Genomic DNA, 25,610 nt, shown 5'->3' with positions numbered 1-25,610 from the left:
TCGGCTCGTCGTTAGCTTTCTTTTCCGCAAACCTTGTCGTGTCTGGAACAGTCATGAATGTCGAAATTCGTACCAAGGTTAGCCTCAGAAGGGCCGCTACAACGGAGATATGAGCAGCGCCAATGGTGCGCTTAGTCGGCACGCAACTTGCTCGATTTTGTCATCGGAGGCGTGTCGGCGGTGCGTCGCGTAGCCCAGCGGTGACGAACAGCCTTGCGATCTCAGCCGAGCGCGTAAACGCCTGAACGCAGGAGAACCAAATGGCGATCAACCCGGTTCCAGATCATGTCCCGCCGGAAATGGTGGGCGACTTCAGCCTCTTTTCGTCGCCAGGCATGGCTCCGGCGCCCAACGGCGACCCGCACGCAGCAGTCGCTTGCGTGCATGCCGGACCGCGAATCTTTTATTCGCCCTGGAACACGCGTACGGGGCAGGGTGCTTGGGTCATCACTCGCGCCGCAGATCAGCGCCGGGTGCTGCAGGAGACCGAAAACTTTTCCAGTCATCGCAACGTCTTCGCATCCGCGCTGGGCGAAGACTGGCCGACGATCCCGCTCGAACTCGATCCCCCTTCCCATGCAGTCTTTCGCTCATTGCTCAATCCGCTCTTTTCGCCGAAGCGTGTAACGGAACTGGAGCCCGCCATCCGCGAGCGAGCGATAACGCTTATCACGAGGATCGCCTCTTCGGGCACAAGCTGCGACGCGATGAAAGATTTCGCCTACCCTTTCGGAGTCAGCATCTTCCTTCGCTTCATCGGACTGCCGGAGCACCGCCTTGAGACGTTTGTTGCCTGGGCGAGAGATCTGCTCCACGGCGATGATGTGAGACGGCCGGCGGCGGCTCGGACGATTGTAGCGTTCATAGACGAGCTGGCGGCGATGCGCCGCAAAAAGCCCGTCGACGATTTCATGAGCTTCATTGTGCAGGCGCAGGTCGAGGGCCGCGGGCTGACAGACCAGGAGGTCCGTGGCATTGGCGTGCTCGTTTTGGTGGCCGGGCTCGACACGGTCGCTACAGCCATAGGCTTTGACTTGGCCTACCTCGCGCGAAACCCGGAAGATCAGGAATTGCTCCGAAAAGAACCGGACCGGATCGTGCTCGCAGCCGAAGAACTGCTGCGCGCCTTTCCGACCGTCCATTTAATCCGCGTGGCACGGAAAGATATCGACTTCGAAGGCGCGCCGATCCGCAAGGGGGACTTTGTTTCCTGCGCCACCATGATTGCAAATCGTGACCCGGCGGAATTCGAATCTCCCAACACGGTCGACCTGACCCGAGAAGGCATCCGCCACGCCTCCTTTGGCTATGGTCCCCACCGTTGCCTTGGCTCACATCTCGCCCGGCGGGAAATTGTCATTGGCCTGGAGGAGTGGCTGGCACGACTGCCGCCCTTTCGGATCAAGGAGGGAACAGCACCCATCACCCATGGCGGCCAACTGTTCGGGATTGAAAATCTGATCCTGGAGTGGGGCTAAACCTAGCCCGGCCTGAAGCCGGGGCACAGACGTTGGAGGTCGCCTTGCGCATCATCGTTCACCAAGCCAGATGTCAGGGTCATGCGCAATGCGCGGCGCGAGCGCCGGCAGTCTTCAAGCTGGATGAGGCGGGTTACATCCTCCCCGGTGACATCGAGGTTGCGGACGGGGAGCAAGTGCTTGCGTCGGATGGGGTGCGATCCTGCCCCGAACTTGCGCTGGAAATCGACGATCCACCCGCTGCGCGAATTGCTTCGGAGACCACCCCCAAACCGAAGACAGAGGCCCCGGAACACGTCAGAACCACGGAGTTTGCGACAGACCCGATGGGCCAAGCAAAAATTGTCGAACTGCTCGACCGTGAGGCGATCCGCGACTGCCTTTATCGGTATTGCCGCGGGACAGACCGCGCCGATGAGGCGGTGCTGCGCAGTGCGTACTGGCCCGACGCACATGACAGCCACGGGGCGTATCGCGGCCCGGCCGAGGGCTTCATTCGGTTTGCGCTCGATGTCTTCAAGACTGGACCGCGCAACATCCATCAGATCACGAACATCCTAATCGAATTCATCAACGCGGCAGAGGCCACGGTCGAGAGCTATTTCACCGCGCTGCAACGCGGACCGGACAAAGACGGAGAAGTGCGCCAGATGTTTCTATGCGGGCGCTACTGCGATCTGTTTCAAAAGAGGGAAGGGGAGTGGCGGATTGCCGAACGGACCGTTGTCTATGACTGGCTCGAGGAGCAGATCCCATCGTCGGTGCTGGAGGCAGAACGCTTCGGCCCGCGACAGCCGATTGGAGCACCGTATCCGGACGATCCAATCTATGCGCTCGGGAAGCGTCGCATTGCTTCTCATGACGATGCCTTCATAGCTTCGCAACCGCATCATTGGGACTACGGACTATGATAACTTTCCAACGCCACCGCGACACCTGCAAGGTAGAGATGGCCGGCAGGGACCCCGCGACGGCGTGACCGCGACAGCGCTCTGCTCTGAAACCATGAGCGCACCGAGGACGCCGGTCTGCATAGATTTGCTGGAGCTTAGCAGAGCCGCTCATCGATCCTGAACCGGATCAGATCGTGTTACAGACCCAGTTGGGAGATTTCGACCAGGGACAATGCTGCCAGACCGAATTGTGGTTCGACCAGACCATTCCCGCCATCAACAACGCGCTGGGTCATGCGCGGGTTGAGTTCGCAATGCCGTGCAGACTGTATAACGAACGTCCACCCGCCGCTCATGACCGGATCCTCTAAATGCCTCTGATGAATAGCGCTTTCGTCACCCTGGACGGCTCCTGACGGGCTGCCCGAATATCTCACCTGCCGAGGGCTTTGCTTGCACGGCGTAATGCCGCTGCTGAAGGGGTCTGCTCGAGCGCGGTCCCTTCACCGAGTCTAACCCAGAGTGAAGTCCTCGCGATTGCGACGGTAGCGCGGTGACTTCGAAGGCGAGCTCAAGGCGTAGTCATGGCGGTCGACCGGCCGGCCGCTGCGTTGCGTTCAGCCTGCGCCGGCGCGTGCCCGAAATCTGACCCATGTGCTCGCGGCAGGGCCGCTGACACTAACGACCAGGAGAACGGTAATGTCCGTCCATAAAGACGCATGTGTCGGCGCCGGCCAATGCCCCACCGTCGAGCCGGAGAGGGGGTTCGACGAGCATGTCCTTGCCTGCGTTCTCTCGTGTGCGCTCAAGGAGGTCGAGGCTGGCGAAGCGACAGCGACGGAGTCAACAGGGCTTTCCCTTGCCGAGCTGCGCGAGGTCCTGCCCCTGGGTTTGTCCGCAACCGCTATGGCGGCCTTAGCCTTGGAAGACGTCAGCGATCCTGAGCGGGGCATGGAGGAAGAACTTCTGCGCGGCCTTCTGCTGGCGCATGCCCGGCCGAGCGACCCGGCGAGCGCGCGCTTCGCTAAGATTGTCGCCCGGCGCGCCATGCGCGATGACCATCTTTGGCAGGATCTTGGTCTTCTCAATCGGGCCGAGCTCAACCGCCTGCTTGCCACGCATTTTCCGATGCTTGCGGCCGGCAATACCCGAAACATGAAATGGAAGAAGTACTTTTACCGCAGACTCTGTGAGGCCGAAGGGTTTTCGCTATGCTCTGCGCCCAATTGCCGGGAATGTAGCGATTTCGACGGTTGCTTCGGCCCGGAGGAGGGCGAATGTGAAGAACGCGTCACATTTGATTTGGAGGCCGCTTTTGGTCACGAGGCCTTGAGGCCTTGATCGCCGTCGCGCCACAAGCGCTTTTCCCGGCGGCGCTGTATGGAGGAGGGAATATTCATCGCCTCGCGGTACTTGGTGACCGTGCGGCGAGCGAGATCTATGCCGCATTCCTTGAGCCGGTCAGCGATGTCATCGTCAGAAAGCATGTTATCAAGCGATTCTTCGGCGACCATCGCTTTGATCCGATGGCGGACAGCTTCGGCGGAGTGCGCGTCACCGCCTTCACAGGAGGCGATCGCGACAGTGAAGAAATACTTGAGTTCGAACACGCCGCGTGGGGTAACCATGTACTTGTTCGAGGTCACCCGGCTTACAGTCGACTCATGCATGTTGATCGCGTCAGCGACCGTCCTGAGATTGAGGGGCCGTAGATGGGCGACGCCATATTCCAGAAAGGCATCCTGCTGGCGCACGATTTCTGTCGCAACCTTAAGGATCGTCTTGGCGCGTTGATCGAGGCTGCGGATCAACCAGTTCGCGTTTTGCAAGCATTCATTGAGAAACGTCATGTCTTTCGATTTTTTGGCGGCTCGGCAGGAAACCTCCGTGACATAGCTTTGGTTGATCAGCACCTTGGGCAGCGTGTTCGGATCAAGTTCGATCTGCCATCCACCTCCTGGCGAGCGCAGGACCCATACGTCCGGTATAACGCATTCCGGCGTTCCCGACTGGAAAGTGTTTCCAGGCTTGGGGTCAAGCGCACGGATTTCCTGCAGCATGTCGAGAAGATCTTCTTCATCGACGCCGCAACGCTGCTTCAATGTCTGAAAATCGCGTCGCGCAAGCATCTCAAGGTTGGCAACCAAAACCGCCATCGCCGGGTCGAACCGGTTTCGCTCGCGCAACTGTATCTCGAGACATTCGCTGAGCGATCGTGCGAAAATTCCCGGTGGATCGAGGTGCTGCAAGACGCCCAGCACCCGTTCCACATGGGCCAGACCGACGTTTAGGGTGTCAGCCAAGTCCGAAGGACTTACCCGAAGATAGCCAGTGTCATCCAGATGCCCGGCAAGCTGATGAGCAATCAGCCGCTCGTGCGGTGTGAAGGCAGTGAGGGAGATCTGACGAGCGACATGGTCGTGCAACGTTTCGGCTAAGGCGACAAACTCCTCATAGGCAGGACGCTCGCCCGGCGTGGTGTTCGTCGTGTTGGACTGGGATTTCCCTTGTCTGGGCAGGTCCGGGGACCCTGCCCAGGTCGGTCCTTCAACCTCGCCAGACCGGCCTTCGTCGTTTGGCGCGTGCTCCAGAAGCGGATTTTTCTCGAGCTCCTGGTCCACGAACTGATGCAGTTCGGCATGCGTCAGTTGCAGCAGGCGAATCGACTCGATGAGTTGAGGCGATGCCGCAAGAGACTGTTTCTGAAGTAGGCTGAAGGACGATTTCATGGTCAGTTCGGTATTCCTGTCAAAGAAGCTCTTGGCCGTGGCTAATTAGATCTCTCACAGGTCGACGCTTCTAAGCCGCGTCACGTTTGAACGACCTCACGGGACGCGCGCTCCAGAGCTTTGCGCTTTGCGCACAGTGTCGTCCAAAACGCAGTTGCGCATGGTCGATGTGCACCAGGTCACGCAGCGTCCTTCAATGATTGAAGGACGTTCTGCGGGGATGAGACGCCATAGGGGTCGGTCTCGCAGTTATCGGAGAAACCTTCCTCCTCAAACCACTGCTCCACCACGCCATTATTGAGCAGAGCCGCGTAGCGCCAGGAGCGCATACCGAAGCCCAGATTGTCCTTGGCAACCAGCATGCCCATTTTGCGCGTGAACTCGCCAGACCCGTCCGGGATCAGCTCGACCTTCTGCAGCCCCAAGGACTTTCCCCATGCATTCATGACAAAGGCATCGTTGACCGAGAGGCAGTAGATCGCGTCAACTCCTTCTTTCTTGAAATCCTCGTAGAGATCTTCGAAATTGGGCAGTTGGTAGGTCGAGCAGGTCGGGGTGAAAGCGCCAGGCAGGGAGAACAGGATGACGCGTTTGTCGGCAAAGTAGTCGTCGGATGTTTTTTGTTCCCAACGGTATGGATTTGGCCCCTGGACTGAATCATCGCGAACACGCGTGAGAAATGTGACGAATGGGACCTTCTTTTGACCGGTCATCAACTTGCTCCTTTTGAAGAAACTGGCGCACTGAATTTTACTGAGGCTGGCGCATACCGCGCTGGGGTGCTGCCGGGCGCGAGACAATGCCTACGCGGCTCCCGATCCTTTCCCCGTTCGGGTCTATGGGAAACGGCCCGGCTCCAGATGTTCGGATCTCCAAACCGGGCGATGCCCAGTGCTCAGCGAGGACAACCACCGCCGCCTTTGTCGATCGTTTAGAGCTTCGTGTGCCAGCCATGGTTCGGTATCGGCTTTCATCGTGTTCAATGGGCTCTGCGCACGAGCAGCAAGAGGCGTGCCATTTGCAATGAAGCTGCTTCTGCACCCAAGTTTCCCGCTCGGACGACGTCTTTCGCCAAGCCGGATGCGCGCCATAGCCGTCAGGTGTAGCGCGGATGTTTGCGCTTCCGCCGGCTGGCAAACGCTGCACCACACAGCGCATGCCCATGCCCACGGCGCAGCCGCGGGCATCACCGCAGCGAAGGGGCACAGTGTGCGCCGTAGCCGTGTTCGCAGAGGCATGACTGACGCGAATGCACGCCTGTGGCAGCACTTCATGGCGGCCGCTCTCGGCAATAGTCATGGTCCAGAGTGGATGAGGATGGAATTTGGCTCGGCCACGATCATAGCGTTCCAATTGGCTTCGCCGTGCGCGCCCATCGAAACCTCTGTGTCGGAAACGGAACTAGAATTGTCTCAAGGCCGACCGAAAGGTCGCCAAGCCGCCGCTGGCTAGCGGCAAGGGGCGCAACGCAAACGGAGCGCCAACCGGGCACGTAAATTGCGGTCGATGATCCTGTGGGTGGGACCTCCGCAATTCGAGCGAGAGCCTCGGGTGCGCCCTAACGTCGGCATTCAAGGCCGAAGATTTGACGGGTCTGGCTAGCTCGCGGTTGCTGAACATACGCTGCCTGACCTTCAAACGGCCATGAAGAGCAGATTACGCCCTACCTCCCAAGCTCGTCGGCTCCGCCAGTGGGACGAGTTCGATGCCATGAAGCTGGCGGACATGCTAATCGCGAAGGTGAAGCCGTTGCCCTGACACCTTGCAACATCAGGACAACGTGCGCCCTTCAGGGGTCCTCCCGTCAGATCATTAGCGATTCCCCTCTTGTCGAGCACGACGCGCTTCCATCTCGGCTAGCCCATTCCGACTCAGGTGGACCGCCCCGGTGAGCCGATGGCCTCAATTCCGGCCGGGTGTGCTTGCCACCGGTGGCACCGCGGCAAGCGGCTTCCGCCGCCGGCTCTGCAGGTCCAGGAAGGCTGGACCTCGATCGTTTGGACTCTTTTCTGTTCCGGCGAATCTTGAAGGTGATCTGTCACGGTGGCTAGGCATACCGGTTTCACCAGAGGGCTGAAGCTGGCCGCGATTACTGAGGCCCGCGCGGCGTGCTGGTCGGATAATACGTTGTCTTCTGTGGTCTCTCGGGCCGCCGCCCATCCGTGAAAACGTCGGCTGCGCGACACCTTGTGTGTCGGATTTGTCAGGTCCGCGCCAACAGGCTCGGCGACCCAAGTCTGTGTTTGCCGCAGGCTGTAGCTCGATCCGCCAGATTGGCACGAGCTTTGCTCCCTCGGGGCGAGACCACGGCAGCAGCCGACGGGCCCTCCTATCGCGGGTCCCGCGATGAATACAACCAACGAAGGAATCCACCATGGCACTGCCGCACCGCATCTTCGAGAGCGGGTCACGAGATGGGTGGGCTGCAGCTCGGTTGGTCGGCATCGACCTTGCTCGCGGCTTGGCTGTCTTCGGCATGTATGCCGTCCATGTGGGTCCCGGCAGGGGCGAAGGACTGGTCGGTCATATGATGGCCTTCCCCTTTGGGCGCTCGTCCGTCCTGTTTGCCGTATTAACGGGTTTTTCGCTCATCCTGATTACCGGCCGCAACCCGCCGAAATCGGCGCTAGCCGGTAGACATGCCATTGCCAAGGTTGCAATTCGCGCCCTTATTCTGATCGCGCTTGGCGAAATCCTGACCTATGTCAAGGCGCCGGTCTCCGTCATTCTGGCATACTACGGAGTCTGCTTCCTGTTGGTCCTGCCGCTATATCGGCTAAGCGCACAGCGGCTCGGGTTGATCGCGGCGGTGGCAGCATTGGTTCTCCCGCAGGTGCGTTTCCTCCTTCTCAAAACGTTTGGCTCCGGGAGCTCGGACCCCGAGCTGTTCACCCTCCTGGTCAGCGGCACCTATCCCGCCTTGACCTGGGTTCCTTTGCTGATCGCAGGCATGGCCATTGCGCGCTTTGACCTTCGCACGCGCGCAATGCATTTGCGCCTTGGTGTAGCCGGCGTCGCGCTGGCCGTGTTGGGCTTTGGGGGATCCTCGCTCGCGCTGCATTTAATGCCTGGTGTAAGCGCCGAGTTGGCCGATTTGCAGGAACTTTGGTGGTGGCGGGACTTGGACGATCTCACAGCGAGTTGGCTATGGATTGCCTCGCCTCATAGCGAGACGACGTTTTGGATTTTTGGCAGCGCCGGTTGCGCAATGATCATCGTGGCGGCTTGCTCGCTTGCTATGGATGCGCTCCCGTTCGTGCGAAAGCTGGTCTCGCCGATAATCGCGGTCGGCTCGATGCCTTTGACGGCCTATCTTCTGCATATTCAGGGAATATATATGCTTGGAGAACCTCACTCGCTGTCCGCGCTCTTTGGCTTGATCGTGGTTGTAAGCGCTTTCGCGGTGCTTTGGCTGCGCTTCTTCCAGCGAGGACCGATGGAAGCGCTGATGGGTTGGATCGCAGATCGAGCGACGCGACGTCCGCTGAGCATCACGTCGGCCCGACTTTCGGATCGACAGTGACGCCCGCCAAAGAACGCGACTGACCGATGGGCCGACATACGACAACTAAAATATCGCGCCTGCTCGGTGCCATGGTGGTGGCTATCGCCGCCTTGGAACCATTGGCCCGCGCGCCGCTTTGAGGATACGAAATCCGAGTATCCTGGCGCAGTGTGCGCGGTGTGTTTGATTGCATCGCGAAAGTCCTTTCTTCGGATTGAGCGAAGCCCTGTCGATCTCCACGATAGGAGGCTGTCAACCTAGCGAATACGCCCGTTCCGCCGCTGAAGACGAACTCGCATTGAGATCAGGCGGCGCCATGCGCGCAAGTGCTTGCCAAAGCCGTCGCTGTCGGTTGACCGTGCCGTGTCGTTGGCTTGGTAGAGCCTGCGGATGGGCCACCGATGTGCCGTATGGCATTCGCTTGCCTTCTTTTCGAGGAAGTCTTTCGATATGAAACTGGTTAGTCGCTCTCGAAGAGAGATAGTCGCACGAGCTGAGAGCGAGTTGACGCTCCGCAAGTTGGATCCGGCGGGGCAACGCGCATTCTGCGCGCGCTTTTCTGTCACGGCCTGCTCGAATTTCTGGGCCTTCGGCACTCGCGCAGCTCGTCGCGGGTTCGACTTGAGTTTCGGATCGTGCAGGCGTGCTGTCGGGAACCGCCTCTCAGCGACTGTTGCGCGCGATAAGGGTGGCGGGCGCAACGGTCGAACTACGGGCCGGCCCGGCGTTTTTCATGGCGGGGTTTTAAATCGAGACCAGAACGAGGCGACGCCTCAAGAACGGCACCTGCCAGCCATCCAAGCGCGACCCGCGCTCGCCCGGGCTGCGTAACCAACTCCGCCCGGGCGAACGCTGATGCACTTCCTGTAGCCGCGAACGGTGAAGCCGGCGAGGCGAGGCGCCCGGCACTGGTCGGGCCCCAAGCGGAGGCAGTAGCAGCGAACTCCACGCGGCCTATCCGATAGGCGAGACGAAGCCCTGAACCGACAAGATAGTCGTGGGCAGGATCGCGCCGCACGGCTGGTGCGATTGCATTGAGGGCTGAGCTGAAGGTCTCTCCCGTCAGGAGGTGTAGGTTGCGGCTTTCGGGCCGAATAGGAACGCTGTGAGAGCGGCGAGGAACGTGGCTACTGCGCTGTAGGCAAACACACTGGCGACGCCGGCATTGTTCACTAGCAATCCGCCGAAAATCGCACCGGCTGCGATGGCAATTTGGAACGTTGACGTCATCAGCACACCGGCGCTTTCGGCCTGCTCGGGAACAGCGCGCAGCACCATCCAAGTCTGTACCCCCACCGGCACCGCACCGAAGCCAAAGCTCCATACAGCAACCGCAATTGCCGAGGCGGACGCCGATGCTCCAGGCATCAGCAACGAGACAGCGGCTATCGCCATGAGCAGGGGCGGCAGCGCCGCGACTGCCTTGAGGCTGTGTTTCGCCAGGAATGCGCCGGCTAAATTGCCGAAGAAGCCGCATACGCCAGAAACGAGCAACAGCAGCGAGATTGTCTCGATATGGAGCGCGGGAATCTTCTCGAGGTAAGCCCGGACATAGGTGAAGCTGGCGAAATGCCCAGAAGCGACCAGCAATACGACCAAAAACGCGACCTTGATGGTTGGCTTCTTGATTACATTCAGCAGACCGCGGAATCCAGCCATTTCAACCGGCGGCAACGTCGGAATGGTTACGAGTTGCACCAGCAGTGTAACGGCATTGACGGCTGCGGCGATCGCGAAGGTGGCTCGCCATCCCCAGATGTCGCCGACATAGGCGCCGATCGGAGGCGTGCAAACGATGGCGACCGAAACGCCGGTGAAGATTATTGACATGGCGCGCGGCAGGAGGTGATTTGGAACGAGCCGCATCGCCAGCGATGCCGAAATCGACCAGAAGCCTCCAAGCGCAATGCCGAGCACGACGCGTGCCGCCAGGAAAACCGGCAGCGACCACGCGAGCTCAGCCAGAAGGTTGGACAGGATCTGAAGCAGCATCATCGCCCACAGGACGATCCTGCGGTCCAGGCGCTTTGTTATGAAGGCGACCGTCGGCGCAGAGATCGCCGCGGCAATCGCCGTCGCTGTCATCGTCTGTCCAGCCGCACCCTCTGTGACATGCAGACCATGCGCGAGCGGCGTCAGCACGCTGGCAGGCAAAAGCTCTGCCGCCACCAGCCCGAAGGTGCCCAGGGCAAGCGATATGACCGCGCCCCATGCGGGACGAGACCGCTGATCCGGCTTTTCTGGGCCGTGCAGAAAAGTCTCCATGAAGCCTGTCGCGGATTCGGTCATGAATAAGCTCGCCAGCTTGGGTGCAACTGCAACATGGGTTCGCTGCAGCGACCCGCATTCATGGAGCACGCCGTTGCCGGCGGCGTCGCACGAAGCGAATGTTCATCGCTGCCCGACATGTTGTGACAGCGCCGCGTGCAATATCAGTGCCGGTTCTCCGAGCCGGACGAGGATGTGATCGTCGGCAGTCGTCGCATCAGGCATGTTCCATGCCGACTTCGCGGGGGCCAGTCTCGAACCAGCCATGAGCAACCAGCTACCGAGCACGCACGTCTGATGTCCCGCGGCGGGAGGCGCGCAAGCCGGTCGCTTTGCCGCCGCCTGTATGCAGCCAAAGGTCGGCTCTAGCTCGAAGGCCCAGCTTCCTCCCTAGCGGTCTCGAAGCTGACGCCTTTTGTCGGGCTTTGTCGGGTCCGCTACAGGGCTTGTCCCGACAATCACTTGTTTGGCAGCAAACACTTGTGGGAGCTCAGGCTGACTCGCGGGATATAAACGAAAAAATCCCTGTTGGTTATAAGCCAGTCTACTTGGCACGAGTCTTGAGACCCATTCGGTGTGAGGCGGCAAAAGCTGCCCATTGGCATTCATATTGCGGCCAGCCGCGACGGATGGAACGAAGGAAGGAAATCTATAATGTCAGGTCTGCGTCAGATCGCCTTTTACGGAAAGGGCGGCATCGGCAAGTCCACCACCTCCCAAAACACGCTCGCCGCCCTGGTCGACCTCGGGCAAAGAATCCTCATCGTAGGCTGCGATCCCAAAGCCGACTCCACCCGCCTGATCCTGAACTCGAAGGCTCAGGATACTGTCCTGCATCTGGCGGCACAGGAAGGTTCGGTGGAAGATCTCGAGCTGCAGGACGTGCTCAAGATTGGCTACAGAGGCATCAAATGCGTGGAATCCGGCGGCCCGGAGCCGGGTGTTGGCTGCGCCGGCCGAGGCGTCATCACATCAATCAACTTCCTCGAAGAGAACGGCGCCTACGACGATGTCGACTATGTCTCCTACGACGTGCTCGGCGACGTGGTTTGCGGCGGTTTCGCGATGCCAATTCGCGAGGGGAAGGCGCAGGAAATCTACATCGTTATGTCCGGGGAGATGATGGCGCTCTATGCCGCCAACAACATTGCCAAGGGCATCCTGAAATATGCCCATTCGGGGGGCGTGCGGCTCGGAGGGCTGATCTGCAACGAACGTCAAACCGACCGTGAGCTCGACCTCGCTGAAGCCCTGGCTTCCAGGCTCAACTCCAAACTCATCCATTTCGTGCCGCGCGACAACATCGTCCAGCACGCCGAGCTCAGGAAGATGTCAGTTATCCAGTATGCGCCGGATTCCAAGCAGGCCGGAGAGTATCGCGCGCTGGCCGAGAAGATCCATGCCAATTCTGGCCAGGGCACCATCCCGACGCCGATCACCATGGAGGAGCTCGAGGACATGCTGCTCGACTTCGGCATCATGAAGACCGACGAGCAGATGCTTGCCGAGCTTCAGGCCAAGGAAGCGGCCAAGGCGGCCGCCCAGTAACGACCGACATTGGTCGCCTCTCAAGTTGGGGCGCCTTGCAAAGAACGGCGCTTCATCGGTGAGGCGTCATCAGACACCTTGAAAGGGGTCCCATGAGCCTGGAATACGAGAATGATGGTGCTCTCCATGCGAAGCTTATCGAGGAGGTGCTATCGCAATATCCCGACAAGGCGGCGAAGCGCCGCAAAAAACACCTGAGCATCGCAAAGAGCGGGGATGAGGCTGGCGGGGAAAGTGAGATCCTTTCCGAATGCGACGTCAAATCGAACATCAAGTCCATCCCCGGGGTGATGACAATACGCGGCTGCGCCTATGCCGGCTCAAAGGGGGTGGTCTGGGGCCCAGTCAAGGATATGGTCCATATCTCGCACGGCCCCGTCGGTTGCGGCCAATATTCCTGGTCACAGCGCCGCAACTACTACGTCGGCACAACGGGCATCGACACGTTCGGGACAATGCAGTTCACCTCCGATTTCCAGGAGAAAGACATTGTCTTCGGCGGTGACAAGAAACTGGAACAGATCATCGACGAGATTGAGGTGCTGTTTCCGCTGAACAACGGCATCACCGTGCAATCCGAATGCCCGATCGGTCTCATTGGTGATGACACCGAGGCAGTTTCTCGCAAGAAGGCCAAGGAGTACAAAAAGACCATCGTGCCGGTGCGCTGCGAGGGGTTCCGCGGCGTCTCGCAATCACTTGGCCACCACATCGCCAATGACGCGATCCGCGACTGGGTCTTCGACAAGAAGGACGTCGAGTTTGAGGCCGGTGCTTACGACGTCAACGTGATCGGCGACTACAATATTGGCGGCGACGCCTGGGCCTCGCGCATCTTGCTTGAGGAGATAGGATTGCGCGTGGTCGGCAACTGGTCGGGCGACGCAACACTCGCCGAGATTGAGCGCGCGCCAAAGGCCAAGCTCAATCTTATCCACTGCTACCGCTCGATGAACTACATCTGCCGGCATATGGAGGAAAAGTATGGCGTCGCCTGGATGGAGTACAATTTCTTCGGACCGTCCCAGATCGAAACCTCCCTGCGCAACATAGCCAAACATTTCGGGCCGGAAATCGAGGAGAAAACCGAGAAGGTGATCGCCAAGTACAGACCGCTTGTCGACGCCGTCATATCCAAGTACCGGCCGCGTCTCGAAGGCAATACCGTCATGCTCTACGTCGGCGGCCTGCGCCCCCGCCACGTCATCACAGCTTATGAGGACCTCGGCATGGTCATCGTCGGCACCGGCTACGAATTCGGGCACAACGATGATTATCAGCGCACCGGTCATTACGTAAAGAACGGAACGCTGATCTACGATGACGTTACCGGCTACGAGTTGGAGAAGTTCATCGAGGGAATTCGCCCCAACCTCGTGGGCTCTGGGATCAAGGAAAAATACCCGGTGCAGAAGATGGGCATTCCGTTCCGTCAGATGCACTCCTGGGACTATTCGGGACCTTATCACGGCTATGACGGCTTTGCCATTTTCGCGCGTGACGTGGATCTTGCTATCAACAATCCGGTCTGGGGTCTCTACCAGGCCCCTTGGAAAGAACGCCCGCCCCGTGGGCGGGCGATAGCTGCCGAATAGGCGCCCTGTCCTGGCCTAGTCCCCCAGAGAGACCATGAACCCCGCGAGCTTGTGAGCCTCGGGATTACCGGAAACGTCTCGACCTATCTGAGCTGCCGAATGGCGCGGCCAGATTACAAAGAGGAATACCAATGCCGCAGTCGGCCGAAAAGATTCTCGACCACGCTCCCCTGTTCCGCGAGCCGGAATACAGGCAAATGCTCGCCGAGAAGAAGCTGAATTTCGAATGTCCGCACCCGGATCAGATCGTTACCGATCAAGGCGAATTCACCAAGACCTGGGAATACCGCGAGAAGAACCTCGCCCGAGAAGCGCTTGTGATAAATCCCGCCAAGGCCTGTCAGCCCCTCGGCGCGGTATTCGCGGCTGCGGGCTTCGAGCGGACCATGTCCTTCGTCCATGGCAGCCAGGGCTGCGTAGCCTATTACCGCTCGCACCTGTCGCGCCATTTCAAGGAGCCTGCTTCGGCGGTTTCCTCCTCGATGACCGAGGACGCGGCAGTATTCGGCGGCCTGAAGAACCTGGTCGACGGGCTCGCCAACACCTACCAGCTTTACGACCCGAAGATGATCGCAGTTTCGACGACCTGTATGGCGGAGGTCATTGGCGACGACTTGCACAGTTTCATCGAGAACGCCAAAGACGAAAATTCGGTCCCGCGCGACTTTGACGTGCCCTTCGCCCACACGCCCGCATTCGTCGGTAGCCATGTCGACGGCTATGATGGAATGCTGAAGGGCATTCTGGAGCACTTCTGGAAAGGCCAGGAGCGCACGGAAGCCAAGGGAAGCATCAACGTCATTCCGGGCTTCGACGGCTTCTGCGTTGGCAACAACCGGGAACTCAAGCGCCTGCTCGACGTGATGGGTGTGTCCTACACCTTCATCCAGGACGCGTCTGACCAGTTCGACACGCCATCGGACGGGGAATACCGCATGTATGACGGCGGCACGAAGATCGAAGAGGTAAAGGCAGCACTCGACGCCGAGGCGACGGTTTCACTGCAGTACTACAACACCCGAAAAACCCTCGACTACTGCGGGCAAGTCGGGCAGGCCACGGCTTCGTTCCATTATCCGCTCGGCGTCCAGGCGACTGACGAGTTCCTGATGAAGATCTCGGCGCTTTCCGGGAAGGAAATCCCCGAAGCAATCCGGCTGGAGCGCGGCCGACTGATTGATGCCATGGCGGACAGCCAGTCCTGGCTGCATGGCAAGAAATACGCGATCTACGGCGACCCGGACTTCGTGTACGCCATGGCCCGCTTCGTGATGGAAACGGGGGGCGAGCCGACACATTGCCTCGCCACCAACGGCACCTCGGCGTGGGAAGCCGAGTTGAAGGAACTGCTCGCATCATCGCCCTTCGGCAAGGACGCTCAGGTCTGGGCGGGCAAAGACCTTTGGGCTATGCGGTCGCTGCTCTTCACCGAGCCAGTGGACCTGCTGATCGGCAATTCCTATGGCAAGTATCTGGAGCGCGACACCGGCACGCCGCTGATCAGGCTGACGTTTCCGATCTTCGACCGGCACCACCACCATCGCTTCGCGCTCATGGGCTACCAAGGCGGGTTACGCGTGCTGACGACGATCCTCGACAAGATCTTCGACAAGCTCGATCGCGAGACGAGCCAGACGGGCGTGACGGACTATTCCTATGACCTCACCCGCTAGAACACACGGCCGGCTTTTCGCCCAGGCGGTTCGTTGCCGAATTGGCTTTGGGGACTGACGCGATGACCTCGCTCAGTGCCAAGATCCAGGACGTTTTCGACGAGCCCGCGTGCGACAAGAACCGTGGAAAGGATGCCAAGGCACGCAAGGAGGGCTGCACAAGCCCGCTGACGCCAGGAGCGGCAGCGGGCGGTTGCGCCTTTGACGGGGCCAAGATCGTCCTGCAGCCGATCACTGACGTTGCGCATTTGGTCCATGCGCCGCTCGCCTGCGAGGGCAATTCCTGGGACAACCGCGGTGCAGCTTCCTCTGGGCCCAGCTTATGGCGCACAAGCTTCACCACCGACCTTACCGAACTCGAGGTGGTGATGGGGCAGGGCGAGCGGAAGCTCTTCAAGGCGATCCGCGAAATCAAGGAAGCGTATGCGCCGCCGGCAGTCTTTGTCTATTCGACCTGCGTGACGGCGCTCATCGGCGATGATATCGAGGCCGTCTGCAAACGCGCCGCCGAAAAATTCGGCTTGGCCGTAGTCCCGATCAATGCGCCCGGATTGGCCGGCTCCAAGAACCTCGGCAACAAGCTCGCCGCCGAGGCGTTGCTCGACCATGTCATCGGCACGGTGGAACCCGACGACGCCGGGCCGTACGACATCAACATCCTTGGTGAATTCAACCTTTCCGGCGAATTTTGGCTGATAAAGCCGCTCCTTGATCGGCTCGGGATCCGGGTTCGCGCCTGCATTCCGGGCGACGCGCGCTATCTCGACATTGCTTCCGCGCATCGCGCCCGGGCGGCTATGGTGGTGTGCTCGACGGCCCTCATCAATCTAGCCCGCAAGATGGACGAGCGCTGGGACATCCCTTTCTTCGAGGGCTCCTTCTACGGGATCTCGGACACCTCGGAAGCCCTCCGCAAAATTGCTGAGCTGCTGGTGAGGAAGGGCGCCGATCGGGAGATCCTCGACCGCACAGAGACGCTGATCGCTGAGCAGGAGGCGATTGCATGGGAGAAGCTCGAGGCCTACCGGCGGGGGCTACAAGGCAAGCGCGTGCTGCTCAACACGGGTGGTGTGAAGTCCTGGTCGATCGTCCATGCGCTGACGGAGATCGGCATGGAGATCGTCGGCACCTCGGTCAAGAAATCCACAGTTGAAGACAAGGAGCGCATCAAACAGATCCTAAAGGACGACAACCACATGTTCGAGCAGATGGCGGCGCGCGACCTTTACGCCATGCTCTCAGAAGGCAAGGCCGATATCATGCTGTCGGGTGGGCGCACGCAATTCGTCGCGCTCAAGGCCAAGACGCCCTGGCTCGACATCAACCAGGAGCGCCAACACCCATACGCCGGTTATGACGGCATGGTGGAACTCGTACGCCAGATCGACCTCGCCATTCACAACCCGATCTGGTCCCAAGTGCGGGAGCGGGCCCCGTGGGATTGCCAGCGTTGGGTGAAGGACGAACAGCCGAGCACGAAGAACGAGCCCGCGACGGTGCACGTTGCCCAGGAATTCGCCGGCACGACGCGGACTATTTCGGCTGGTGTTGAGGAAATCCGATGACCCGCATCCTTTCCCAGACCAAGTCAGCCTCGGTTAACCCACTGAAATCATCACAGCCGCTGGGTGCCGCCCTGGCCTTTCTAGGGATCGACGGCGCAGTGCCGCTGTTCCACGGCAGCCAGGGCTGCACCAGCTTCGCGCTCGTGCTCTTAGTGCGGCATTTCAAGGAAACGATCCCCCTGCAAACCACCGCGATGGATGAAGTAACAACCATCCTAGGCGGGTCGGACAATCTGGAAGAGGCGATCCTCAATCTCAAGACCCGCACGAAGCCAAAGCTGATCGGCGTCTGCACGACGGCCCTGGTGGAAACCCGTGGCGAAGATTCTGCAGGCGACATCGCCGACATCAGGCTGAAACGGGAAGAAGAACTCGCGGGTACGGAGATCGTGCTGGCCAACACGCCGGATTTCAGCGGCGCCCTCGAAGAGGGCTGGGCCAAGGCTGTCACCGCGATGATCGAAGGCATTACGTGGCCTGGCGAGCGGGCGCGCCAGTCAAAGAAGATCGCAATCCTGCCCGGCTGGAACCTCACTGTGGCTGACATCGAGCATTTGCGCGAGATGGTTGAAAGCTTTGGGCTGCACCCGGTGATTTTGCCGGACCTCTCAGGCTCGCTTGACGGAACTGTACCAGACCACTGGGTCCCGACCACCTATGGCGGTACGAGCGTCGAGGACATCCGCGAGCTCGGCGCGGCCGAGCACTGCATCGCCATCGGCGAGCATATGCGCCGACCGGCCGAGGTGCTGCAGAAGGTGACCGGCGTCCCCTATGTGTTGTTCGAGTCGCTGACCGGACTGGAGCGCGCCGATCAGTTCGTTTCCCTGCTGTCCACGATTTCTGGCGAGCCTGTGCCGGCAGGCGTGTGCCGTCGGCGGGCGCAATTGCAGGATGCGTTGCTCGACGGACATTTCCATTTCGGAGGCAAGAAAATTGCGATCGCTGCTGAACCAGACCAACTCTATCAACTCGCAACCTTCTTCGCCGGCATGGGCTCCGAAATCGTGGCGGCGGTCACCACGACCGATATGTCGAAGATCCTGGAAAAAGTACCGGCGGAGCGGGTTCAGATCGGCGATCTCGGCGATTTGGAAGCTCTTGCAGCGGGCGCGGATCTTCTCGTTACTCATTCCCACGGTCGCCAAGCTTCGCAGCGCCTTGGCATTCCGCTCATGCGCGTCGGCTTCCCCCTCTTCGACCGGCTCGGCAGCCAGCACAAGCTCACAATCCTCTATCAGGGGACCCGCGACCTGATCTTCGAGGTTGCCAACATCATCCAGGCCAATCAGCACGCGCCGACGCCTGAGGCGCTTGATCCATTTCGCAATCGAGAAATGCCAGATGAGCTCCGTTCGTCGCCTCTCACTCGTCACTAACGAGATTCACGCACCGATGCCTGAACGACGAGCAGGCGCATTGCGCGTAGCCATCGCCACGCAAGACATGAAGGATCTCAATGCGCATTTCGGGTCGGCCAAGCGCTTTGCTGTCTACGACGTGACGCGCGAGGAGTGGCATCTCGTGGAAGCCGTGGCCTTCGATGAGGTTTCCGATGAGAGCGGGAACCGTCTGACCGAGGGCGATGACCGCATCACGCCGAAGGTGGAGGCGCTGAAGGGCTGCCATCTGCTGTTTTGTCTGGCCATTGGCGGGCCTTCGGCAGCCAAGCTTGTTTCGGCAAAAATCCATCCGATCAAGGTTCTGCAGCCACAAACCATCCAAGAGGTGCTGTTGCGCACGCAGATGATGCTGAGGACATGTCCTCCGCCCTGGCTGCGCAAGGTGCTGGCCGAAGCTGGTGTCTCCGGAGAGAAACCGTCCTTCGAGGACGAGGACTGAAACGAGGAAAGAGCGAAATGTTTGAAGTCGCGGTTAGCCCTGCTGTCAACGAGGACGAGGCGGCCCTTGCCAGCCCGTTCGTCAAATGCCTCGTGCGGTTGACCCGTGCTCAAGATTCCCACGGGTCATGGGACGGCAAAGCGGACGCCGAGTTGCTGGCCGACTTCATCGTCAGCAAGGAACAGCGCCGTACGATTCCAATAATCGGCGATCCCGATCCGGACGTGCTGTGGAGGCTCGACAAGTTTTACACTGCCGTCGCCCTTGCGATCGAAGAGCGCTGCGGCCTGATGGCATCGCCGATGATGGAGCTGAGCCATGAAGGCTTTGGGCGCGTGCTTTTCACGGCGGGGCGGTTGGTCGCTCTCTCGAAGTCGCTGCGCGACGTCCACCGGTTCGGCTTCGAGACGTTCCAGAAGCTCGCCGAGGCCGGCACGAAACTGGTCGGCGACGCAACCGCAGCCATCGAAACCTATCCCGAGGTAGCGCGCGCGTGATGGGAGCAGGTGTCGAGCGAAGGGGTCATGACAAGTCTTGAGCAGCCGCCATGGCCAGCCTACGCAACCGACGCGGTCCGGGCCGATGGGGCTCTTGAGGTAGCGCCGATGAAGCCACTTGTCCTGATCTGTTCGGACGATACGGAGTTCTATCTGATGTATAGCCACGTTCTGGAGGCGGACGGCTTCGCCAGTGAGCTGGCGGGCGGCGCGAAGGAAGCGCTTGCATTGGCCGACGAACGGGAATTCAAGGCCGTGGTGCTGGACTGCGGGCCAACGAGCATAACCGGGTCTGCAATCTGCGCCCGGCTCAAGCGCGAGCTCCGGACCGGCGGGCTGCCGATTATTGCCCTGATCGCGGCCGGCGCCGAGAACCAGCACCTCGATCTCCTGAAGGCTGGCATTGACGAGAGCTTTGTGCGGCCGATCGCCCCGGCCAAGCTGCTCGACTGTCTACGCGCGAGGCTGGCGCTGACCAAGCGGGGTGCAAATGGTCTTGAAAACGGCGGCTGGCTCTCCTGTGGCGGCCTCGAGATGAAGCTCGACGCCCACCGGGTTCGTGGCAATGGCCACGATATCCACCTCGGACCCATCGAGTTCAACGTGCTGCGGCTTATGATTGAAGCTCCCGGGAAGGTCTTCAGCCGGGACGAACTTATCGGCGCGGCCTGGCCGCCCAATATCCATGTCGGTGCACGCACCGTCGATGTCCATATCAGCCGGATCAGAAAAGCCCTGAAAACGGCTTCGCCCGGCAGCGTCATTCGCACCGTCAGGTCGGCCGGCTATTCGCTCGAGAAGCCGGACGACTGAATCAAGTGCCGGGTGTGGTGCCACTCCCCTCCCTCGCGCGGTGAGCCGGTCTTGCGGCCTGAAACGCCGCTAAACGAATACTCAGGAGAAGCAGGCAAATGGCTTTTAAAAGCGTACTCTGTGTGACCGGCGCTGACAATTCCGATCAGGACGTCAGAACTGCCGCCGGCTTGTGTGCCGAAGTCGGCGCGCACCTTTCCGTACTGATTATACCGCCTCCAATGCTCCTTATGTCGTATCCGTCGATCGGAGATGATGCCCCCGAGTGGCCTGGAGGACGTGGACAGGCAATTGCCAGATTGAACGATCGGTTTCGGCAAATCGATCGATATACACAGGACGTGGCCAGACTGGAAAAACGCTCCAAAGACATTCAGAAACTGCTGAGAGCTATGTCGCTCGCCTATGACGTTGACACCGACTATTGCGATCCGGCAAGCCTCGGCGAAGTTGCACGACAGCGGGCGCTCTGCGCCGACCTTACGGTCATCGGACCGGGCCTCCTCAACGACGAGAATCTCGGACCTCCTGTTGTCAACGGCTGCTTGTTCGATACGGGAAGGCCGGTGCTCGTCGTGCCGAAGGGCAGTGAGGCGACCCTGTGGCCACGGCGCGTCCTGGTCGGTTGGGATTCGCGAGTCGAGGCGTCCCGTGCGGTTCGGGAAGCGCTGGGTGTCTTATGCGCTGCTGAGGAAGTTCGTGTTGCCCTGGTCGATCCGAAGGCGAACTATGACGGGAACGGCGCGGAGCCTGGAGCCGACATCGCCGCCTATCTCACTCGGCACGGTGCTCGGGTGTCGGTTGACCTACTGCCAAGTGCCGGCAAATCGGCGGCCACGGTGCTCGCGCAGCACGCAATTGACACGTCCGCCGACATGATAGTCATGGGCGCTTATGGCAACCGTCGGCTGCGTGAGCGGCTGTTTGGCGGCGTCACGAGATGGATCTTGGAGAAACCGACATTGCCGCTGTTTTTGGCTCGATGACGGTTCCGGAACCGCACCGATGCTGTTCGAAGCTCTACGGTGATGCGTGGATTCATACCGTAGACGCGCTCCATCGAAACAATCATTGAACATGAAAAGCATTGCTCGGGAGGCGAAGCCCGCCGGAAATCTCTCCAGTCATCATGCGCAACGCGGAAGGTGGAACGGAGTCCTCCCAGTTCTGATGCCCAGGGTACACCACTCAATTTAACCGCTCGCTTTCCCGGCGCATCCTGCAGCACCACGAGCTTACGATTGTGCTCGCGACCGCGGGACGCATTCGGTCCGCAGCTTTGTCGAGGCTGCCTTCACGCGTGTCGGGAGGGAGATCGTCTGGAAGGGGAAGGCATTGACGAGGTAGGCCGCTAACGCAGGAGTAAACAGGCGCTGATCCGGACAGAAGCGGCTATTTCGGTCCAGGCCGAGGTGGACCTGCCGATTGGCGAGGGCTGCTAAGGCGGCCACCAAGCACGGTTGGAAGCCAAAGACGACTTTTGATGAGCTCGTCTAATGGTCGAGACCGATTGTCACGCTTCGGAATCACGCTCGTTTAAAGGGAAAGACAATGATCTCGCTGGCGGGCAAACGCGTCTGGTCTCCGGCCACGGCCGGCATGGTTAGGGTGCGCAGTAATGCGCCGCGATCCGGCGCGCCCGAGGCAAAGGCCCTACGTGGGTTGCCGTTGTAAAACCAGCTCGCCGGATAGCCGGACACTACGCTGGCGTTGTCGACGGAGTTCGGGCCAAAATCGTCTCTGTAGAACCCCACCGTATGAAAGATGAAGGTATCTCGTTCGATATCGACGAGAACGATGATGTGCGGCTTCCACCCGAACCTCGGGTCGAAGCCGCTCAACCGATCCTGGAGCCGTGAGTCAACGCCCGCGGTCAGATAATCCTTGCTGCTTCCAGCGTAGAGAACATCTGCGCCAGATCCGCGGAGCTTGTCATTGTCCCTCCCGAAAATGCGCGGTTCGTCGCGGCCATTGTCACCGGAGAGTTCGTCCCATGCCTTCTCGCCGCAGGATCCGTGATCGCTTTCCCGGGTCAAAGATTGGTCGTCGCCTCCGCAATCGGCGATCCGGTCGATGCCACTAGAACCCAAGCTAACATCGTGACGCTCGTTGCCGAAGGTTTCGGAAGCTGGTTGACCGCTAAGAAACCGTTTCAGCTGTAGGATGAGTTTTTTGATCTCAATTCTCCCAGATGCAGCCCACCACGCGACGAAGCGCCTCCATATATCGCTCGTCGAGTCATCGCTCTAATCGATTGCCATTATGCTCTCATTTGCACGATGAATGTTCCCACCTGCATTGCGCCTTTCCGCCGAGCAGTGCGCATGGCACTGCGGCGACCCCACTGGGTGGCCAATCATCTGAACATTCGAGATGTCAAACCGCCGACCGTGTGGTGGTCACGTATCTCGGCCAAATCGTCGAGCAGATATTGTCGCCGCCCTACCACCCCTATACCGATGCACTTTTGTCGGCGATCCCGATTGCCGACACCTGTGTCGTCAAGCAACACATTGTGCTCGAAAGCGACATTTCCTCGGCATGGATCCGCCGAGCGGCTGCCCCTTCAAGACGCGCTGTCCGCGCAAGCATCTGGTTCCCCAGAGAAATTTGTGAGCGCGAGGTTCCGCCCATCCGAAAGCTGCCCGGTAGCCATAATATCAAGTGCCACCTACCGGTCGACGCGGTCTTCGAAGTGATGGAGCCGGTCATCAAACTCAAGCCTTAGCCCGAAGAGGAGGCGGGGGTGAGAGAGGCGGCATCGGGATAGGATCAATTCGCGGTCGTGTGTGTGCCAGCTGCTGTGCGGCCGTGTCGACGTCTCTACAGCCTCGATCGCTGTTAGGTCGCCATCCGGTCCCCGACTTAGGCGCGGGCGCCCTGCCGGTGCCCCTCCTCACCGGCAGGGCCCCTACTTTCAAACCAAAGACCGAGACGAATTTCCCGAAGGCCTGCCACAGGGATCTTCTTGGGTAGAGATCGCCGAAGACAACGGCGTCGGCAACGCACGCCGACGTCAGGAACAAAGGATTTGAGCGGGAACGGCAAAAAATTCAGACATCCGTTCGATCACTTTTCTCCAATGGTGCTGATCCGGGACATCCCGTCCCGTTGCACATCGTCGGCAATCCCTCCGAGCATTAGGGACAGGCTAACCCTTGGCACAGGAAATGCTCATTTTCGCATTTGGGTCCATTCAGTAAATCGCGAATCAGACCGCCGCCGCATTCGCAGAAAACTGGGTAGGAAGAAAAGGACGATATGACTCTTGAAAAGTGGACACGCTTGTCGTTGGCGGCGGCCAAGCGGGACTGGCTATGAGCGAGCACCTGAGCAAGAGCGGGGGTGCCTCATCTAATTCTTGAACGCGGCCGGATTGCCGAACGCTGGCGCTCGCAGCGGTGGGACTCCCTCGTTGCCAATGGCCCGGCCTGGTATGACCGGTTCCCGGGCATGGAGTTTCCAGGGACCGGTCCCGATGACTTTGCCTCCAAAGGAGGAGGTCGCCGACTATTTTGTCGCTTATGCAAAGCAACTCAATGCGCGATCCGCTGCGGCCTGGAGGTCAAGCTCGGGCAAAGAAATGTCGGGCGGCCCGGATTCCGCGTCGAGACGTCGGACGGCGTGATCGAAGCCAACAGCATCATCGCCGCGACCGGACCTTTCCAGATCCCCGTCACGATCGCCCGCCGCGGGCCTATCGCGGGCGCGACTTCTAATGGTGGCTGGGCGTCCTCGGCAAGTGGGACGCCGAGACCTCGGGACCCGGCACCGAACACGTCACGGTCGCGGTGAGCGGCGCGCGCGGCGGCGAGACGATCGACTTCGGTCGTCTGGCCGCGCAGGGGCTTACGCTCTTCGGTATGACAAGCACGTACCAGGACGGCGTGATGAGCTTCGCGCCCGATCTGGCGAAAAACATTGCCCGCGGCGACGCAAGCTTGATGTCGCTGCTGGATGAAGCCGACGCCTATGTCGCTCGCAACCGTCTCGACCTCTCGGAAGAGCCCGCGGCCCATCGGATCGACCAGGATCCGGAATGCGTGACCAATCCGATCCGCGAGCTCGACCTGGCCGAGGCCTGGATAGCGGCGATCGTCTGGGCGACAGGCTTTGCTGTCGACTACAGCTGGCTGAAGGTCGACGCCTTCGACGAGAAGGGCCGGCCAAGGCACCACCGTGGCGTCTCAAGCCAGCCCGGCTCTATTGCCTGGGGGGTTTACCTTGGCAGTCGCAAAGAGGGTCCAGCTTCTTCTGGGGCGCCTGGCATGATGCCAAACACGTGGCCGACCGTATTTCGACTCAGTGAAAATATCTGGCCTACCATGCTGCCGCGAAGGGCCAGCCCGTGGATGCCTGACCTGACCCTGCCCGGCCTGCGGTGTGGAAGGATCACTGCCGCGAGCATCCATCTGCCCGCATCGTCGGTTATCCGACAATGTCGCGTTCCGGACGAGCTGGAATTCGAGAACTCATTGCTTGGGTAGATTTCTTTTCCGGCACGCTTCATGCATAGGAGTTTTAGAACGCATTTGTGAGATGTCATCCCATGCTAGCCCCTCGAAGAACAAGCCGCGCCCGTTTGAAAAAGCCAAATCCTGTGGTGGAGGCAGCCGCTAGATGCCGCCATAACATCCGGAAAAGCTGCGCGACAGCATCACACGCGTCCTTCTCGCCCTTGGCGTGGATTTGGCGCCCGCTGTCGATGTCGCCGACCTTGAGCCCAACGAGGACAGGCTTTGCCTTCCTCGCAGTCGCGACCGCGGACCGCAAGGCCATTGTCCTGGTGAGCGACCACGGCGCCGGCATTTCGCCCAGCAACCGGACCCGCATTTTCGAGCCTTCACCACACGCCGCAATTTCGGCGGCACCGGCATGGGCTTCGGCATCGTACTGGCCCTCCTGAAAGCGCATGATGGCACGATCCGCCTGGTTGACTCCGAGCGCGGCACGCGCTTCGAGGTCATCGTGCCGGCTGTGTGAATTGGAGCCTGATCCGAAAACCGGCTTTCGGGATCATGCTCCGGAACTGGAGAGGCGAAAAAAGTGCGCTACGACGTCGTCATCATCGGTGGAGCCATCGTCGGCTCCTCGATCGCCTATTGTCTGCGCGAGGAAGGCTTTTCTGGCTCGATCGCGCTGGTCGAGCGCGACCCGCAATTCGCCCATGCGGCAACGACGCTGTCCTGCGCTTCGATCCGCCA

At 60.1% G+C, this 25,610-nt stretch carries 18 protein-coding genes and 4 pseudogenes; 18 read left to right on the top strand and 4 right to left on the bottom strand.

Annotation, left to right across the window (positions count from 1 at the left end):
* Window positions 1–260: 260 nt before the first annotated feature.
* The 4 genes and pseudogenes from AC0L3N_RS12520 (at window position 261) to AC0L3N_RS12505 (ending at window position 3,712) form a co-directional block, all read left to right on the top strand.
* Complete coding sequence (locus AC0L3N_RS12520) at window positions 261–1,478, top strand: cytochrome P450 (RefSeq protein WP_473547891.1); 1,218 nt, start codon at window positions 261–263, stop codon at window positions 1,476–1,478.
* A pseudogene (locus tag AC0L3N_RS12515) lies at window positions 1,469–1,645 on the top strand (ferredoxin); the annotation flags it as partial. The gene AC0L3N_RS12520 and the pseudogene AC0L3N_RS12515, both read left to right, overlap by 10 nt.
* Before the next feature lie 159 nt (window positions 1,646–1,804).
* Window positions 1,805–2,389 carry a nuclear transport factor 2 family protein gene (locus AC0L3N_RS12510; protein ID WP_473548067.1) on the top strand — a complete coding sequence of 195 codons (585 nt, stop codon included), beginning with the start codon at window positions 1,805–1,807 and terminating at the stop codon, window positions 2,387–2,389.
* A gap of 681 nt (window positions 2,390–3,070) precedes the next feature.
* On the top strand, window positions 3,071–3,712 hold the full coding sequence (locus AC0L3N_RS12505) for a nitrogen fixation protein NifQ (protein ID WP_473547889.1): 642 nt from the start codon (window positions 3,071–3,073) through the stop codon (window positions 3,710–3,712).
* On the opposite strand, the gene rpoN is transcribed toward AC0L3N_RS12505, so the two are convergent.
* Both rpoN and AC0L3N_RS12495 read right to left on the bottom strand, forming a co-directional pair.
* Window positions 3,691–5,100 (bottom strand): RNA polymerase factor sigma-54, encoded by a 1,410-nt coding sequence (rpoN, locus tag AC0L3N_RS12500; protein WP_473494384.1) that lies wholly within the window; start codon window positions 5,098–5,100, stop codon window positions 3,691–3,693. The genes AC0L3N_RS12505 and rpoN overlap by 22 nt on opposite strands.
* Before the next feature lie 179 nt (window positions 5,101–5,279).
* A complete protein-coding gene (locus AC0L3N_RS12495) occupies window positions 5,280–5,813 on the bottom strand; it encodes a redoxin family protein (RefSeq protein WP_473494385.1) in 534 nt (177 codons plus the stop codon).
* Window positions 5,814–7,474: 1,661 nt separating this feature from the next.
* Between AC0L3N_RS12495 and AC0L3N_RS12490 the strand changes: the two genes are divergently transcribed.
* A complete protein-coding gene (locus AC0L3N_RS12490; RefSeq protein WP_473547888.1) occupies window positions 7,475–8,623 on the top strand; it encodes a DUF418 domain-containing protein in 1,149 nt (382 codons plus the stop codon).
* Window positions 8,624–9,667: 1,044 nt separating this feature from the next.
* Here AC0L3N_RS12490 and AC0L3N_RS12485 read toward each other — a convergent pair.
* Entirely contained in the window at window positions 9,668–10,894 is a 1,227-nt protein-coding gene (locus AC0L3N_RS12485) for an MFS transporter (protein ID WP_473547887.1), read from the bottom strand.
* 633 nt (window positions 10,895–11,527) lie between these two features.
* Between AC0L3N_RS12485 and nifH the strand changes: the two genes are divergently transcribed.
* The 9 genes from nifH (at window position 11,528) to AC0L3N_RS12440 (ending at window position 21,392) form a co-directional block, all read left to right on the top strand.
* Window positions 11,528–12,421: a nitrogenase iron protein gene (gene nifH / locus AC0L3N_RS12480; protein ID WP_065010720.1), complete on the top strand. Its 894-nt coding sequence runs from the start codon at window positions 11,528–11,530 to the stop codon at window positions 12,419–12,421.
* Window positions 12,422–12,513: 92 nt separating this feature from the next.
* Window positions 12,514–14,016 (top strand): nitrogenase molybdenum-iron protein alpha chain, encoded by a 1,503-nt coding sequence (gene nifD, locus AC0L3N_RS12475; RefSeq protein ID WP_473547885.1) that lies wholly within the window; start codon window positions 12,514–12,516, stop codon window positions 14,014–14,016.
* Window positions 14,017–14,147: 131 nt separating this feature from the next.
* Window positions 14,148–15,689 carry a nitrogenase molybdenum-iron protein subunit beta gene (nifK, locus tag AC0L3N_RS12470; RefSeq protein WP_473547883.1) on the top strand — a complete coding sequence of 514 codons (1,542 nt, stop codon included), beginning with the start codon at window positions 14,148–14,150 and terminating at the stop codon, window positions 15,687–15,689.
* A gap of 62 nt (window positions 15,690–15,751) precedes the next feature.
* Complete coding sequence (gene nifE / locus AC0L3N_RS12465) at window positions 15,752–17,254, top strand: nitrogenase iron-molybdenum cofactor biosynthesis protein NifE (RefSeq protein WP_473547882.1); 1,503 nt, start codon at window positions 15,752–15,754, stop codon at window positions 17,252–17,254.
* Window positions 17,251–18,633 (top strand): nitrogenase iron-molybdenum cofactor biosynthesis protein NifN, encoded by a 1,383-nt coding sequence (nifN, locus tag AC0L3N_RS12460; protein ID WP_473547881.1) that lies wholly within the window; start codon window positions 17,251–17,253, stop codon window positions 18,631–18,633. The genes nifE and nifN overlap by 4 nt, the downstream gene beginning before the upstream one ends.
* Window positions 18,599–19,096 carry a nitrogen fixation protein NifX gene (gene nifX / locus AC0L3N_RS12455; protein ID WP_473547880.1) on the top strand — a complete coding sequence of 166 codons (498 nt, stop codon included), beginning with the start codon at window positions 18,599–18,601 and terminating at the stop codon, window positions 19,094–19,096. Before nifN ends, nifX begins: the two co-directional genes overlap by 35 nt.
* A 17-nt stretch (window positions 19,097–19,113) precedes the next feature.
* Window positions 19,114–19,593 (top strand): NifX-associated nitrogen fixation protein, encoded by a 480-nt coding sequence (locus tag AC0L3N_RS12450; protein WP_473547879.1) that lies wholly within the window; start codon window positions 19,114–19,116, stop codon window positions 19,591–19,593.
* A 108-nt stretch (window positions 19,594–19,701) separates the two neighbouring features.
* Window positions 19,702–20,406, top strand: a complete 705-nt coding sequence (locus AC0L3N_RS12445; protein WP_473547878.1) for a response regulator transcription factor — start codon at window positions 19,702–19,704, stop codon at window positions 20,404–20,406.
* A gap of 98 nt (window positions 20,407–20,504) precedes the next feature.
* A complete protein-coding gene (locus tag AC0L3N_RS12440; protein ID WP_473547877.1) occupies window positions 20,505–21,392 on the top strand; it encodes a universal stress protein in 888 nt (295 codons plus the stop codon).
* 540 nt (window positions 21,393–21,932) lie between these two features.
* On the opposite strand, the gene AC0L3N_RS12435 is transcribed toward AC0L3N_RS12440, so the two are convergent.
* Window positions 21,933–22,496: a hypothetical protein gene (locus AC0L3N_RS12435; protein ID WP_473547876.1), complete on the bottom strand. Its 564-nt coding sequence runs from the start codon at window positions 22,494–22,496 to the stop codon at window positions 21,933–21,935.
* A 293-nt stretch (window positions 22,497–22,789) separates the two neighbouring features.
* On the opposite strand from AC0L3N_RS12435, the pseudogene AC0L3N_RS12430 reads away from it, so the two are divergent.
* The 4 genes and pseudogenes from AC0L3N_RS12430 to AC0L3N_RS12415 form a co-directional block, all read left to right on the top strand.
* Window positions 22,790–23,134, top strand: a pseudogene (locus tag AC0L3N_RS12430) (oligopeptide/dipeptide ABC transporter ATP-binding protein); the annotation flags it as partial.
* A gap of 589 nt (window positions 23,135–23,723) precedes the next feature.
* Window positions 23,724–24,715, top strand: a pseudogene (locus AC0L3N_RS12425) (NAD(P)/FAD-dependent oxidoreductase).
* A gap of 453 nt (window positions 24,716–25,168) precedes the next feature.
* Window positions 25,169–25,389, top strand: a pseudogene (locus AC0L3N_RS12420) (ATP-binding protein); the annotation flags it as partial.
* Between the two features lie 63 nt (window positions 25,390–25,452).
* The coding region (locus AC0L3N_RS12415; protein ID WP_473548066.1) for an FAD-dependent oxidoreductase at window positions 25,453–25,610 on the top strand (158 nt) is incomplete at its 3' end.

The organism is Mesorhizobium sp. WSM4807, from assembly GCF_055811615.1.
Note: the sequence above shows the minus strand (reverse complement) of the source record. Positions and strands in the feature narration are given on the sequence as shown.

What these genes read in the sequence shown, in the direction of transcription:
- AC0L3N_RS12520 (WP_473547891.1), top strand. Translation starts at nt 261, where the DNA reads ATGGCGATCAACCCGGTTCCAGATCATGTCCCGCCGGAAATGGTGGGC.
- AC0L3N_RS12510 (WP_473548067.1), top strand. Translation starts at nt 1,805, where the DNA reads ATGGGCCAAGCAAAAATTGTCGAACTGCTCGACCGTGAGGCGATCCGC.
- AC0L3N_RS12505 (WP_473547889.1), top strand. Translation starts at nt 3,071, where the DNA reads ATGTCCGTCCATAAAGACGCATGTGTCGGCGCCGGCCAATGCCCCACC.
- rpoN (WP_473494384.1), bottom strand. Translation starts at nt 5,100, where the DNA reads ATGAAATCGTCCTTCAGCCTACTTCAGAAACAGTCTCTTGCGGCATCG.
- AC0L3N_RS12495 (WP_473494385.1), bottom strand. Translation starts at nt 5,813, where the DNA reads ATGACCGGTCAAAAGAAGGTCCCATTCGTCACATTTCTCACGCGTGTT.
- AC0L3N_RS12490 (WP_473547888.1), top strand. Translation starts at nt 7,475, where the DNA reads ATGGCACTGCCGCACCGCATCTTCGAGAGCGGGTCACGAGATGGGTGG.
- AC0L3N_RS12485 (WP_473547887.1), bottom strand. Translation starts at nt 10,894, where the DNA reads ATGACCGAATCCGCGACAGGCTTCATGGAGACTTTTCTGCACGGCCCA.
- nifH (WP_065010720.1), top strand. Translation starts at nt 11,528, where the DNA reads ATGTCAGGTCTGCGTCAGATCGCCTTTTACGGAAAGGGCGGCATCGGC.
- nifD (WP_473547885.1), top strand. Translation starts at nt 12,514, where the DNA reads ATGAGCCTGGAATACGAGAATGATGGTGCTCTCCATGCGAAGCTTATC.
- nifK (WP_473547883.1), top strand. Translation starts at nt 14,148, where the DNA reads ATGCCGCAGTCGGCCGAAAAGATTCTCGACCACGCTCCCCTGTTCCGC.
- nifE (WP_473547882.1), top strand. Translation starts at nt 15,752, where the DNA reads ATGACCTCGCTCAGTGCCAAGATCCAGGACGTTTTCGACGAGCCCGCG.
- nifN (WP_473547881.1), top strand. Translation starts at nt 17,251, where the DNA reads ATGACCCGCATCCTTTCCCAGACCAAGTCAGCCTCGGTTAACCCACTG.
- nifX (WP_473547880.1), top strand. Translation starts at nt 18,599, where the DNA reads ATGAGCTCCGTTCGTCGCCTCTCACTCGTCACTAACGAGATTCACGCA.
- AC0L3N_RS12450 (WP_473547879.1), top strand. Translation starts at nt 19,114, where the DNA reads ATGTTTGAAGTCGCGGTTAGCCCTGCTGTCAACGAGGACGAGGCGGCC.
- AC0L3N_RS12445 (WP_473547878.1), top strand. Translation starts at nt 19,702, where the DNA reads ATGAAGCCACTTGTCCTGATCTGTTCGGACGATACGGAGTTCTATCTG.
- AC0L3N_RS12440 (WP_473547877.1), top strand. Translation starts at nt 20,505, where the DNA reads ATGGCTTTTAAAAGCGTACTCTGTGTGACCGGCGCTGACAATTCCGAT.